Raw genomic sequence first — 14,063 nt, 5'->3', positions numbered from 1 at the left:
GTAACTTGGTTAGATGAAGACCAAGAGTATGTTGGCCTTTGTGCTGAATTCCCTAGCCTTAGTCATTTGGCGGCATCTCCAGAAGCGGCATTGCGTGGTATTCGTAAACTTGTGGCCGCAGTTATTCGCGATATGAGGCGCGATAATGAAACTATTCCTGAGCCAATTGCATCGCGTCGCTTTTCCGGTAGGCTGTTAGTTCGTTTACCGCCTGAAACTCATCGCCATTTGACTCTGCAAGCTGCCGAAGCCGGCGTCAGTATTAATCGGTTGGTGAGTGCAAAGCTTGAGAGGTGAGAGCGCAGCAGCAAGGGTGCCAGATATCAAATTATTGCGGCTATTTTTTGAATATCTCAATAATTGTATTGTAATTATAAATAGTTAAGGGTGTGTGGCACCTGTGAAGCTGGAATCGGTTTGTAATAAAGAAGAAGAATTGCCAGCTTTATTCGAAGGCAGTGTTGGAGCGAGGGCGAGGGCCGAGGACTCGCGCCTAACCATGAATGAAAAGAATCGCAGAACCACACCACTTGAGACAAAATCGAACGAAAAAAACCTAATGAAATCGCACAGCGCAATCGCCAAAACACACCTGTACACCCATGTTTTGATACAGTCTTGCTACATTCAGAAAAAAGTTCAATGATTTCAACTAGTAAGATGGCTTAGGTGGACGGGACTTGAAAACGTGGTGATCTAAAAATAACTATTAAGAAATTAAACTAGTTTATCTCGCAATGCGTCACGAATATCGCCATCGAAATATACATTACCAGCAGCGATTTCGCGCAACGACAGAACAGCAGCTTTATTTTTTGAATGTTCAACCGTCGGTTTAGCGCCTTTTAACAACTGACGTGCCCGTTGGGCCCCCAGATGTACTAAAGCAAAGCGATTATCGACATTTTCAAGACAGTCTTCTACAGTAACACGTGCCATTCTTTTGCTCTTAGCACAGCAGTGACATCAGCGTCAAATGGTTCGCCACGCATGCAGAACGTGTCGAACCATATTTATTTTATAAAAAGTCATAGGTTAGGGGCATCCCCCTAGTTTTAACCGTTTTTCGACAATACTAAATACATGGTTGAACCGCGTCTATGCACTAAAAGTAAGATGCGATTTTTAGCTTTTTTATACATATTGCTGAATTCTTTTACAGATTTAATCTCTTTACGGTTGATTTCCAAAATTACGTCACCTGGTCTAAACCCGGCACTGGCTGCCGATGAGTTAGGGTCAACATCAATAACAACCACACCATGATCGAGTTTTTCTGGCAGTTTATACTTATCTTTATTGTGATCGTTTATTGCCCCTAATTTAAGACCGCCGAGCACGCCTTCATTTTGATCAATTTCAGCAATGCCACCAAGATCTGCTGGCATTTGTGCAAGTTTAACCATCAACTCAATTTTTTTACTATCTCGCAAAATTTCAAGTTTTACATTTTTATCAGGGCCACGAATCGAAATAAGATTGCGCAATTTACCTGTAGAATCGACAGTTTCTCCATCTACTTTTAAAACAACATCGCCACGTTTAACCCCAGCGGCTCTAGCAGGGCTTTTTTCGGTGACATCAGAAATCAATACGCCTGAATGCACCTTGAGCTTCATAGCTTCAGCAAGATTTTCATCAATGTCTTGAATAGCTACACCAAGCCAACCTCTCACCACCTTGCCATGCTTGATCAGGCTTTCCATAATGACTTTCACCATGTTTGATGGAATGGCAAAGCCAATACCTTGATACCCGCCGCTGCGTGATAAGATAGCAGTGTTAATACCGATAAGCTCACCTTGCATGTTAATTAAGGCGCCGCCTGAGTTGCCCGGATTAATTGCGGCATCAGTTTGGATAAAATCTTCATAGTCGATGATACCAACGTCAGCACGCCCCTTAGCTGAAATAATACCCATCGTAACTGTTTGCCCAACGCCAAAAGGATTACCAATTGCAAGCACAATATCGCCGAGGCGCAATTTAGCTGAATCGCCAATTTTTGCTGGTTTTAAATCGTTTAACTCACCTTTAAGACGTAAAACGGCGACATCACTTTTAGGGTCGGTACCAACAATTTCAGCATCAAAATTACGACCGTCGGCTAATCCTATTTGGATTTTGTCGGCTTGTTCGACCACATGATTATTGGTAAGCACAATACCATCAGTAGTCGCGATAACTCCTGAGCCAAGACTCTTTTGTCGCTGCTCTTGGGGAATTTGCGGACCATTAAAAGGTTGCCCAAAAAAATGTCTAAAGAAGGGGTCGCTAAAGAATGGTGAAAATTGTTGGCCTTGGTTGTTACGTATTACTTTTTCAGAGGAGATGTTAACTACGCTAGCAACGGTTTTTTCAGCAATATCAGCAATTGATGCCTCGTTACCTGGGATTTTAGCAAATGCGGATGAAGGTGACATAGCTTGAGCAATTGCTGTCACACTAGTGTTGTTGTTTTTTGCTTGGCTGTTTTCGCTATTTACCGTTCCACAAGTAGAGAAACCAAACCCAAAAATAGCGCCAATTACCACCAGCGCTGCAGCATATATGGTTGTTTTCACCTTTTCTTTCTCCTTACTTAACTTAACCTTTCACAAGGTAACTAGTAGTTACCAAAACCCTAGTGTCAAGTTATCAATTTTTTAAATTGTCTCTTTATTTAAAACCAAAAGAGGGGCTAATTTATTTCTGTCATTTTTTAAAAGTTCAAATTAAAATGTAGTGAGCCGCCAGATGGAATTTTGGGTTTACCTTCTTCATGAACAATACTTGAACCTAGAGTAAGTGGCTGAAAATTAACTCGTGCTTGCATTACCCCAAGACTCCAAGTGAAACCAAAAAGAGCTACGGCTCCGTATTGAGCAATGGTTAAAGCTTGCACACGACGTTGAATGGTGCGGCTTGAAAAAGTTGGACCATAACTTTTTGCCCATAAATGTGCAGTAATATTAACTGCGATAAAAAATAATTCAGTAGATGCAAAGAAAGCACCCCAGCCATAGTCACCATTCTGAAATTGCCCAACTCCAAATGGTAGCAAAGTAGCAAAGTCAGAATGTTCAATCATAGTTTTTTCGAGGGTTATAAGGCGAATTTGTTTGCTATCATTAATTTGTTGTTCATCGCTTTGTCGCTGTCTAATCGCCTCGAGCTCTGGTTTCATTTGCAAACGTACGGCTTCAAGCAATTCAATAATAGCGGGTGGAACAGTATAGGGATCGAGCTGATAATCTGGAGATAGATAAAGTAATTTTTTAAATTCTAATTTTGCTAATTCAGGTTGTTTTAAGCGGTGGTAAGATAGTGCAAGATATTTTCGTGTCTCAATTACCTGTTCGTCATTATATAGACGCATAGGGTATACTAATGCTCGTAGTTGCTCGGCAGCTTTATCATAATTACCGTAAGCATACTCATTTTTTGCTCGTCGTAGTTCGGACTCTATTTGTGCAGGTTCATTTGCGGCGACGGTTTGTGTACATAGCAAGCAAGTAAGGACCTTTACGAGAACCAGCATATCTATGGGTTACAAGGCTGTGCGGTTAACTGCAAGTATCTAGTTAAGCTTATTTGTGCTTATTTGTTTTGTTATCTTAACGACAAAGATCAAGGCTAATTCTCATTTACCACCAAACGGTGTTCGCGACCGGGCTCGAAACGGATGGTTTGTTGTAAAAGGGTGTGATTTTCTTTTTTTACTACCACCAGCAGTTCGGTTGGTCCCCGTACTGTCATAGGAATAAAAATTGGCTCGCCCAAACGTAAACCTTCGCGTTTGCCGGCAACTTCAACTAAAGCGCCAACTGGCGCGCCTTCGATAAAAAGTCGGGCCGGGCTAGGTTTAAGATTAATTGGCTCTAATTGTGGAGGCTCGGTATCGTTTACTTTGATTTTTATTTCAACTGGTTCGCAACATGGATTACTAAAGCGCAATTGGTGTTCACCATAAGCGAGTTTAATGGGTACCGGACTTAATTGTTCACGCATTTCCCGTTCATTGTCGATTTTAACATTTACCCATAGTCCGCCAGCGATGCGAAATCTTATTATTTTATTTTTAGTTGAATCCGCAGGGGCAAAGTGGCTTGCAAATCTGTTTTTAGCTTCTATATCAGTCGATGGTATTTTAGGTGTAATGGTTTGATTAGTCACTGAGGGGATATCTGTAGCAGCATTCGTTGGAGTTTTAGTTGCGTTTATTTTTATTGGGGCGATAGCACCAGTAAGTGGAATAGAGAAAGGTATAGCAATATCGTTTTCTTTATTAACTAGTCGAGCATGATGTTTTCCGGGTAAGAGTTCATGCGAAATAGCATCTGTTGCTTGGTGTTTTACTAAGAAGCCATCAATATATAGATCACCGCTACCTTGAATTAAAAAAGTAACATTACGAACAACATTAATTTGTGTGCTAGCGTTTGCTATTTTACCACTGGTTGTTGATTTTTGCAGTAACTGGCTATTTAATAATTTTGAACCGATGAGAGTAACGATTACCGTACCCAAAAGTACGATGCCGGCATTACGTAAAATACGACCAGCCAAAGCTCGTCGCGTAAGGCGGTTTATTAAGCGTCTTACTTCAGGCTGATTTGACTCATCTGCAAGCACACGGTCGAAATCTTCAAGTGCTGCTCCTATATGTCCATTTGAGAGTTCTTTTTTTCCTAAGTTGGCATATTGATTGACCAGATTACTTTTTAAAATTTGGCCATAACTTATATCAGTTAAATAATTTTGCATTTCTTGTATGGCGTTTAAACCAATACGATTTATGATGTTATCAATTACAGTCAGTAATTCGCGCGCGGTTTGAAAACGATCCATAGGGTCACGTGCCAGTGCTCGTTTAATCAAACGAGCTATCGCGGCATGCACGCTGGGATTACATTGCTCAGCAGGAGTATATTGGCCGGTAAGAATACGTTTAAGCAATGCATGTGGTGATTTTGCAGCAAATGGCAATTCACCAGTGACAAATTGATAAAGCATAGTGCCAAAAGCAAAAATATCAGTGCGGGCATCAGTTGGTGCGCCATCGATATATTCAGGCGCCATGTATGCTGGTGATCCCAAAAGGGTGCCAGTAACGGTAAGGTTTTGCCCATCAAGAATACGTGCAATACCAAAATCAGTAAGTTTGAGGGCGCCCTTTTTATCAACCAGAATATTTTCAGGTTTAAGATCACGATGAATTACATCGTGTTCATGTGCATGTGCCAGTGCATCAGCGATGGCGCGACCGATTATTATTGCTGCTTCAGGTGGTATTAAAGGATCATGACCCAGGATTGTCGCTAGTGAAAATCCATCGATAAGTTCAGTAACAATGTAACTTCGTTCAGTATTTTCACCTGAGTAGTCATAGATTTCGATGATATTAGGATGGCGCAAGCGTGCTACAGCCATGGCTTCGCGATGAAAACGCACTCGCGCTTCTTTTTGCTCAGCCATATAATTATGTAAAACCTTGATAGCTACATGGCGATTAAGCTGAGTATCAAGAGCACGATATACTACACTCATGCCCCCTTGGCCGATTTCGGCTAATATTTCATACTTTCCTAATCGGGAACCAACTAACCCTGAACTCATGCTACCCTACAAGCGTTGCAGTGTGGAAACGCTTTTGGTGATTTTCCTCTTTAGTCGTTGCTGATGCAAGTTGAAGTTGTATTGAACAAATTTGGCATACAAGTTCTCTTTTACATTCAAGTAATGCTATGCCAGTATTTATATATAGCTAAAGATACAGCTAGAGGCTATGTGTAAAAACTTTTATATAAAGATATTTCATTGCTTTTTATACTTTTCAATTGCGATTACGGTTAAAACTAAGTGTTTTTGTAAAACATGAGTGATTCGCTTTGGTATGAAAATGACATTTTGTAAAGTTTTATTAAAATCACAATGGCTTGCATTAGCAGCAAGTATTGCATCGATTATTAATGCTTGCGCTACCTCACATCCTCCTATTCGTTTTGTTAATAGTCCTGCATTTCATAGTATTGCTGGCAGAGTACATGGTATTGTCGAGCGTGATCTTGATAAAGATGGTCATAAAGATGCAGTAGTAGCGATACGCAGTATAGAAGGATATCGGTTTACGGTATTACGTCAGCAAGTTTCTGACAATAAACAACAATGGCTACCTCAATGTACTAGCGAGCAGTTTTATGGCGAAGAAATCGATGCTTTACGTTTTACTAATTTTGGCAGCCAAGCAGTAGTATTCACGCGCATACTTAGTGAAAATCCTGAAGAAGCTGTGCAAGCAATCGGGCTAATTGATGTTGCTAATGGCTGTAAATCACTTTTTGCAGAGCAGATAAAATACGAACGTGGTGAAGTCGATAATCGTATTGCTCCACCAGGTTTTTATGGTGGCTCAATTTTAAATGCTGAAGGGACATCTTTATTAATTGTGGACGAGCCACAATATCTACACTTAGGGGGTCCAAATGTTAATGGTGGTATTAATACCCAAAAAGTACTCATGAGTGTCAGACACCGTCAATTACATTGGCCTTTTGAACGTCTACAAACCGAACAAAGTCGACACTCTTTATTTTTTCGTGCACCACTAATCATTAGTAAAAAAACCACTTCCACAGAACAACAAACAGAACAACAAGAGGCATCAATAAAACAACAAGAATTACATGTGCCGGCAAATGAGAAGCTACAAATTAGTTTGAAATCAGATGTTCCTTTAGTCATGCTTGAAATACATCATGGTTGTTTGTTGTCGCAGGCATCGTTAGAATTATCATCAATGCCATTGATAAAACCTGACAACTCATCATCACCAACAGCATCTTCAGTATCGAACAATGCTGTAGTACCAACATCAGAAGCTGATTCTTTGGTTTTAACTTTGCTAAAAACTGGCAAACAATACCACACAGGTAAGCCCCCATTAGCTGATTCGTTTGTTAAAGCAAGTGGTTTTACAAATCCTAACGATAATGACTATCGTGATCTATTAATTCTGCAACAGCCAGAAAATGAAATAGTGATAGAAGTTGGCCCAGATACAATTGAACGTTGTATCCGCAAAATAAATGCATTTTCTTATACAATTAAATCATCATCAATAACTTTAACAGCACCTACAAGTATAAATAACTAGGGATAGCCCCTAAATTAAGTTGTGTATTGATTTCGCAAGTGTTAGCCCAATAAAACAAAAATCAACGTATTTGGAGGTAGCTTATGGCTCGTCGTCATGCCATTCATGATATGATCGTTTCGCGTAAAGCTCCCAAACCTATTGGCCCATACTCTCACGCGATTCGAATTAATCGCCCAGGCTCGATGCTATTCGTATCTGGCCAAATTCCTATCGAAGTACCGTCAGGAAAAGTATTTTTAGGTGATATTAAACGCCAGGCTGAAATTGCATTAAATCATATGCGCAGTATTGTCACAGATGCTGGTTTTGCTCTTGATGAAGTCGTAAAAGCCACTATTTATTTGACAGATTTGAAAAATTTCGAAGTGGTTAACCAAGTTTATGCCAAAATGTTTGTTGGGCAGAATTTACCAGCACGTGCTGTTGTACAAGTGGCGGCTTTACCCAAAGATGTTGGTATTGAGGTTGAATGTATTGCTGCCAAGCAAGATAAGCCTGATGACTTTTTAAATGATGAAGATCTAATGGACTTATAGCAATAGTTTGATCGAGCAAGGTTATCGGGAATATTACATTACCCCTTTTCATTTTGTTGTGTTTCTGTTAAAGAGGCAAACCCCTATTTGGTATTTGTTGAGAAAATCGCGTCTCAATGACGCAAAAAAGTATGTTATTAGCGCGTTTTATATAAATTATGAGGTAACACATGACTTGCGAAATTTGTGGCAAGCGACATATGTCTGGTAACAAGGTTTCACACTCTAATATTAAGACCAGAACACGACAAAATGCCAATGTGCAAAAAGTTCGTGCTGTAGTAAATGGTCGTAATACACGAGTTAATGTGTGTACGCGCTGTTTGCGCTCTAATAAAATTGCCAAGGCTATTTAGTTAGGGACACCCTCTAGTTAAATCTTAAAATTAATCTAAATCTTGCGCCATTTTCGGTAAGCTTCTACAAGCAAATTTTCGCTAACCGCAAGACCGGTAATATAGTCGCCTTCTATGCCAAGACCGGGAAGTACAGCGTGGCTGCAATGCCATAAATTTTTAAAAAAAGTGCGTGGGCTACGTGCAGAAATACCCAATAGAGGGGAATTAGTTGTTTCATAGAGTGGATGTAATCGCCAAGGATCTACACGGCGAGTGCCATTATCTTCGATATCCCATGAGGCAGTATCTGTAGGTAGCGACATATCGCAGATATAGCGTTGTAAAAATGGTACTACCCGACCGACCCGTTCGAGTATTTGCAATTTCATATTAGCCAAACGATCTGGCAAGTGGGCAAAATCGGTAGTGCGTACTGGAATGGCAATACTTAAAACTTCACGCTTATCATCAATAATAGCCTTACGGTTATTAGTTTTCGGATCACGTTGCAACGCCGTAAAACGTTGCAGCAACATTGGTGGATCAATATCGTCGCCTTTGCGAGCTTGCCGTCGGCCGTTAAGTACAAAAAGCACCTGACCCATGCCACAGGGAATAACCGCACGGTCGACTAATAAATTGGTAACTAAAAGACTGCCAACAGGTCGTACTAACTGTTCTTCAAGAGTAAAACGCGGATGTTGGGCAGTAGCTGGTAAAAGTTCAGTAAAGGGGGCCAACGTACCATTTATAAAATAATCGGCGGTTATGGTTTGCTTATCATTTGCAATATCTAAGTGATGTAAATATCGCTTCTTTAACCCTATGTTTACAATAGTTGCGTGATGACGAACTTCAACCCCTACACGCTTGGCAACACGCATGAGAAATGCTGGCAAACCATATTCAGGCTGGTCATGTAATTCTATTAAACCACGAAAATAACGCGCCAATAATCGTATTGCTTGAAATGTCGAAGGTCTATCAGTGGCTAAATAGCCAAAAAATGACAATGGGCTTTGCAATACATCATAGAGGGGATGGTCTAGAGCAATATCTGTCAGCCATTGTTGTGGCTCAAAAGGTCTTGCAAAGGCTGCGGTTAATTGTTGCCATGATCGCCAACGCCAGCGTTCACTTAATGTTTTGGGTTTTATCGGAAAATACTGGCGTAAAATGTTATTTAGGTCGTTATCTGCGGCAAATAAGCGGTTTAAAAAATTCTCTATAGCATCAGCAGCCTTAGGAAACTCGCGGCTTAATTCAGTTTTTAGTGTTTGAGGATCATTATAGATGTTAAAACGATGATGTGGCAAAACGGTTTGCAATCCTGGTGAAAGCTGACGAATATGAGCACGCAATTCAGGGCCAAGCCCCAATTCTTCGTGCACTTTATGCATTGCAGCAGAATTTTCAATCTGTGGAGTTAATATTGGTGCTAATGGCAGGCGGTAATTATTTCGGCCATAGGTGGATACATCTTCACCATTGTCAATAAGAATAACACGGCGACCGCGTTTACAGAGCAAAGCAGCAGCAATCACTGCGGCGGGCTCGGCGCCGATTACTGCAATATCAAAATGCTGGGGCATACTTTAGGTACTCCTTAATGTATATGCTTGCCTTGCTTCAAGTTAGTAGCGTCGAAAGGAAAAAGCCGACAAGACCAGCAGCTAATAGTCCTATAACAGCATAAACGAAAATAGGTATTTTATTTTTAAGCTGCGGTGAAGATATTTCTTCATCAAGATAACTTTGGTCCGGTATATGAATATTGCGTATGCCAAAAGCTTCAGCTGGATTCATTGGAATGATACGATTTTCGTGTCCATTAATAAAAGGTCTTGGCCCTCTTGGGCTGTTTGGTATTGCTGCTGGTAGGGTGAAATCTTTGGATTTACTGGGTTTTGTCAGTAAAATAGGCTCAACATTTGAATAAGTTGCTGACGCTGGAGTTTTACTAACAGCAAAATCGGCTTTGTTATTACTTAAATTTTTTGCTTCATTGGTTATTGGCTTAATAGGTATCGAACCAGGCCAAGGCGGCAGTACAGGAGTATCTGCGTCGTTACTAGCTACTGGATCAGGAATATTTCCATTAGCAACAGCTGCTTCATTAGCAGAAATATCATGTTCTAATGCGGTCGCGGAGTTTATTTCAGGTAAAGTACTACTAAGTGGCTGTCGTTCTAAGTTGTTTTCAACTTCGAAATTAGACTCGGGAGCAGGAACAACTTCAATAGTTTCAGATTCAATATTATCTGTATCGGCAACATTACTCCCCCCAAGATCGCCTAAGGTGGCTTCACCTTCAGCTTCACGTGAGGTGATATCGTAAATGAGGCCTTCAAAATATAATTTTGAAATAAAATTCATAGCCTCAAGATCGCCCATTTCACACTCGTCAACTACCTGCATTAATGAGCGTTTGCTATCAAAAAGCTTTAAAATTCCGTTAACTTCATCTGGTATTTCTGCGAGCCGTTCGGTTAGTTCTTTGGGATCAACAGCAAAGCGAGTTTCTAATGGTGGTAATTGTTCAAGCAAGCGTCCCCATTCATCAACACGACGCATGCCTTCCATAAGTAAACCTTGGCTTGATAGTTCAATGGTATCGTTGCGTTCTGTGGTACCAAATTCAATTTCAAAACTACCGCCATTCCAAATTAACAGGCGGTAAACCGCACGCTCGCCATGCAAGCGTCCACTTTCAGCATCGATAACTTTGCCGTTTTTAAAGTAAATGGCAGCTATTTGGCCATCGGGATGCTGAAATTTAATTTTTCCGGTCTTGCGACCGATTTCGATAGTTTGAATAAGATCGACTACACCCATATCCGAAAGATCACCGGCAAATTTTGATCGAGGATCGCGTTTTTCAAGAGATTCTTTTTCACGTTTTTCAAGTAAGATCTTTATACGGGTAATGATCTCTTTTATGTAAATAGGCTTGGTTAAATAATCGTCAACACCAAGTTCAAGTCCTTTTACTTTATAATCAATAGATTTTTGTGCGGTTAGAAAAATAAACGGTATACCAATAAGCTTGGCATCATTTTTAAGTGAGTTGCAAAATTCAAATCCATCCATTTCTGGCATTTTTGTGTCAGAAATGATCAATTCTGGCGGGGAGATACGTACTTTTTCAATGGCATCCCGACCATTAATCGCGGTGGTGACTGAAAATCCTGCTTTACGCAGTGAAACTTCGAGCACTCGCAAGCTTTTGGGATCATTATCTACAAGCAGGAGGTTCTTTTTTGCCATTTTTTTAAAAGCCGACTCTCTAGGTAAGTTTTAGTTATTATACCCCTAAATGGGTGTTATTTTACCAAGTCTCCCTCACTCATTTGCCGGGTGTCAATAAAGGTTGCAAGTACGAATATGCAAATACCAGGTACGCAGTGGGTTGACTTGCTTCGAGTGCCCTCATAATATGCGCGAAACCTTCGCTTCCGGGGATTCTCGGGCGACTAGTATGAAGTATCTGTCTGCGATTTACTGCTGTAATATGCAGTTCGCGTAAGGAGAAACTTTCCATGCATTTTGGTTCACGTCAACTCCTCAAGTTTGCTGCATTGGCCGCTTCGCTATTTTTCGTCGCCTGCAAGCCTACGTACCCGAAGTGCGACCAAGATGAGCACTGTAAAGAAAAGGGTGAGGTTTGCGTTAATGGGCAATGCCAAGAGTGCCGCGATGATGCTCAATGCATCGAGAAGAAAGGCGAAGGCTTTATTTGCCAAGACGCTCGCTGCGAGCCTAAACCTGAATGTAATGCCGATGCCGACTGTGATGGCAAAGTCTGTCGCGCTAATAAATGCGTTGCTGAATGCGTAGCAACAACCGACTGTCCGTCGGGAAAACGTTGCGAAAATCAGAAATGCGTAGATGAGTGCGCGCAAGATGTCGATTGTGGTCCGGGTCGTGTTTGCATTGATGGTGCTTGCGCAGATCAAGGCGGCGATACCACCAATATTTCAGCCCAGTGCCGTCCGATGGACGCTTCTGGCGGTGAAATAGTGGCCACCCAGGTGGTGAATTTTGAGTTTGATCGTTTTGATCTTACCGTTGATGCTAAGTCAATACTTGATAAAAACGCAGAGTGCCTAAAACAAGCTCCGCAAGTAGTAGTGGTGCTTGAAGGTCATGCTGACGAGCGTGGTACTCAAGAGTATAACCTTGCTCTTGGTGAAAAACGTGCTGCAGCCGTGCGTTCCTATCTAAAGAATCTTGGCATTGAGTCAGGTCGTTTGACCACGCGCTCAAAAGGTAAAAATCAACCTTTGTGTACTGAGCATAATGAAGGTTGTTGGTCGCAAAATCGCCGTGTTGAATTCATTCAATCAGTTCAATAAAACAAGCGTATAGTTAAAGTGAAGTTTCCTTTTGCTTTGGTTTTCGCACCTCTTTTCGGGATCCTTGGTTGTTGGGTCCCGAAAGAGGTAGGCGAAAACATGCAGCGTGATATTCAATTGCTGCAACAACAACAAGCAGCCAATCAAAAAAGTCTAAGTGAACAACAGGCTCGTTTAGAAGAGCAAATGCAGCTAGCTGATCGTAAGATCGCAGAAGTTGCCCGTACTTTAGAGGACTTAAATAGAGCCGCACGTTCTACCACTGCCGATTTTGGGGTACAGCTTGAACGCTTAATAAAAGACATACAAGAACTGCGTGGTTTTATTGAATTGACAGAATATCGTCTGGGCAAAATTGAAGCAAAGCTTGAAGGTGATAATTCAATTGAAAAACGGCTTGAAGCTTTAGAATCTGGTTCAGTTAAAGAGACGCCACCTGATAAAAATGCCCCAAATGATAAAAAAGAGATGCTGGTTTATGCTAGCGATCTATTAAAACAGGGCAAAGCTAAAGAAGCCCGCGGAGTTTTACGAGCGATCGTACGTAAGTGGCCAAATGAAAAAGGGGTTACTGATAAGGCCTATTACGATTTAGGTGAAACTTATTTTAATGACAAAAAATATCGCAATGCCGTCCAAGAATTTGCTCGCGTGGTTGAGAAATTTGCTTCTGGTTCATATGCTGATCAAGCCTATTATAAAATTGGTTTATGTTCGATGGCGATTGGTAATTATGAAGATGCCAAGATCTTTTTTGGTGAAATTATACGTAACTATAAAAAATCTTCGCTAGCTAAAGATGCTAAGAAAAAACTTGATGAAGTGCAAGAACGCCTAAAAAAAGAAGCTAACGACAAAAAACATAAAACCAATAAGAAATCGAAAACTTAAATTAAAGACCAGTAATATCCTTGTCTACCAAGTAGTATTTATAAAGCGCAGTTGGCGCAGCATAGTGTCTTTAGTAGCAAGTGTAGCTTTATGGATAATAGCTGTTGCAACGATGAAACGATCTGCTGGATCAGCATGCATTTCAAGACTGTCGGCAAGTAAGGCTATTTCAGTGCTTAGCGGTAAATTGATAACTCGGGGGATATTACAAACCTTTTGTGCCCAAGCGGCAGCTCCAATGGTAAGTTCGAGTTTATTTTTACGTACAAGTAAAGCGGTTTCCCAAAATATAATAGTAGGAATACCAATAATTTTTTCGCGATTAATTTGTGTTAATACCTTACGGCTAAGTCGTTTGGGTTCAAGTGTCCACCAAAGAGCTATGTGAGTGTCTAGAACTAGCATTTAGGACCCCCCTTAAGTTTTCCAACCGGCTAGATCGTCTGTTGGCGCAAGAAACGTTTCTTCATCGACAAGCATACGACCTTTACCACATAGCTCTGCCAGGGCTACTTGTTCAATTTCTTCATCGGTTTCTATTGGTACAAGCCGTGCAACGGGACGGCCACGTTTAGTAACGAGTACTTGCATGCGATGGTTGGCGACACTGTCAAGTAATGCCAAGCAGGTTTGTTTGAATTTTCCGGCAGCAATAGATTTTATGACCATAGACAAATTCTATGGACATATTGTTTTTTTGTCAATACGATATCCAACATACTGTTACAAGTATTTATAGATGTCCGCTTCATTAGCACGGGTAGATGTCCGCGTGTTTGAAAACCTGTTATTGTCAAACGGGTCG

General features: G+C 40.9%; 14 protein-coding genes. 6 read left to right on the top strand and 8 right to left on the bottom strand.

What is annotated here, in order from left to right; translation table 11 throughout:
- The coding region (locus tag JW841_03145) for a toxin-antitoxin system HicB family antitoxin (protein MBN1959917.1) at positions 1-297 on the top strand (297 nt) is incomplete at its 5' end.
- A gap of 420 nt (positions 298-717) precedes the next feature.
- On the opposite strand, the gene JW841_03140 is transcribed toward JW841_03145, so the two are convergent.
- From JW841_03140 to JW841_03125, 4 genes are all read right to left on the bottom strand, one after another.
- On the bottom strand, positions 718-939 hold the full coding sequence (locus JW841_03140) for a DNA-directed RNA polymerase subunit omega (GenBank protein ID MBN1959916.1): 222 nt from the start codon (positions 937-939) through the stop codon (positions 718-720).
- Between the two features lie 116 nt (positions 940-1,055).
- Entirely contained in the window at positions 1,056-2,564 is a 1,509-nt protein-coding gene (locus JW841_03135) for a DegQ family serine endoprotease (protein MBN1959915.1), read from the bottom strand.
- Between the two features lie 137 nt (positions 2,565-2,701).
- Complete coding sequence (locus tag JW841_03130) at positions 2,702-3,520, bottom strand: hypothetical protein (GenBank protein MBN1959914.1); 819 nt, start codon at positions 3,518-3,520, stop codon at positions 2,702-2,704.
- Between the two features lie 95 nt (positions 3,521-3,615).
- Positions 3,616-5,598: a serine/threonine protein kinase gene (locus tag JW841_03125; GenBank protein MBN1959913.1), complete on the bottom strand. Its 1,983-nt coding sequence runs from the start codon at positions 5,596-5,598 to the stop codon at positions 3,616-3,618.
- 277 nt (positions 5,599-5,875) lie between these two features.
- Between JW841_03125 and JW841_03120 the strand changes: the two genes are divergently transcribed.
- The 3 genes from JW841_03120 (at position 5,876) to JW841_03110 (ending at position 8,030) form a co-directional block, all read left to right on the top strand.
- A complete protein-coding gene (locus tag JW841_03120; protein MBN1959912.1) occupies positions 5,876-7,135 on the top strand; it encodes a hypothetical protein in 1,260 nt (419 codons plus the stop codon).
- Positions 7,136-7,236: 101 nt separating this feature from the next.
- Entirely contained in the window at positions 7,237-7,674 is a 438-nt protein-coding gene (locus JW841_03115; protein MBN1959911.1) for a deaminase, read from the top strand.
- Positions 7,675-7,844: 170 nt separating this feature from the next.
- Positions 7,845-8,030, top strand: a complete 186-nt coding sequence (locus JW841_03110; protein MBN1959910.1) for a 50S ribosomal protein L28 — start codon at positions 7,845-7,847, stop codon at positions 8,028-8,030.
- A gap of 35 nt (positions 8,031-8,065) precedes the next feature.
- On the opposite strand, the gene JW841_03105 is transcribed toward JW841_03110, so the two are convergent.
- Both JW841_03105 and JW841_03100 read right to left on the bottom strand, forming a co-directional pair.
- Complete coding sequence (locus JW841_03105) at positions 8,066-9,604, bottom strand: hypothetical protein (protein ID MBN1959909.1); 1,539 nt, start codon at positions 9,602-9,604, stop codon at positions 8,066-8,068.
- Positions 9,605-9,641: 37 nt separating this feature from the next.
- Positions 9,642-11,279, bottom strand: a complete 1,638-nt coding sequence (locus JW841_03100) for a response regulator (GenBank protein ID MBN1959908.1) — start codon at positions 11,277-11,279, stop codon at positions 9,642-9,644.
- Positions 11,280-11,551: 272 nt separating this feature from the next.
- Here JW841_03100 and JW841_03095 point away from each other — a divergent pair, with 272 nt between their 5' ends.
- Together JW841_03095 and JW841_03090 are read left to right on the top strand one after the other, a co-directional pair.
- Positions 11,552-12,367, top strand: coding sequence for an OmpA family protein (locus tag JW841_03095; GenBank protein ID MBN1959907.1), 816 nt, complete (start codon positions 11,552-11,554; stop codon positions 12,365-12,367).
- 99 nt (positions 12,368-12,466) lie between these two features.
- Positions 12,467-13,258 (top strand): tetratricopeptide repeat protein, encoded by a 792-nt coding sequence (locus JW841_03090; protein MBN1959906.1) that lies wholly within the window; start codon positions 12,467-12,469, stop codon positions 13,256-13,258.
- A 24-nt stretch (positions 13,259-13,282) separates the two neighbouring features.
- Here JW841_03090 and JW841_03085 read toward each other — a convergent pair whose 3' ends face one another.
- Positions 13,283-13,663, bottom strand: a complete 381-nt coding sequence (locus JW841_03085) for a type II toxin-antitoxin system VapC family toxin (protein MBN1959905.1) — start codon at positions 13,661-13,663, stop codon at positions 13,283-13,285.
- A gap of 12 nt (positions 13,664-13,675) precedes the next feature.
- On the bottom strand, positions 13,676-13,927 hold the full coding sequence (locus tag JW841_03080) for a type II toxin-antitoxin system prevent-host-death family antitoxin (protein ID MBN1959904.1): 252 nt from the start codon (positions 13,925-13,927) through the stop codon (positions 13,676-13,678).
- Positions 13,928-14,063: the final 136 nt, after the last annotated feature.

The organism is Deltaproteobacteria bacterium, from assembly GCA_016931625.1.
In the GTDB taxonomy this organism is placed as follows: domain Bacteria; phylum Myxococcota; class XYA12-FULL-58-9; order XYA12-FULL-58-9; family JAFGEK01; genus JAFGEK01.
This window is presented reverse-complemented; position numbering and strand designations above follow the sequence as displayed.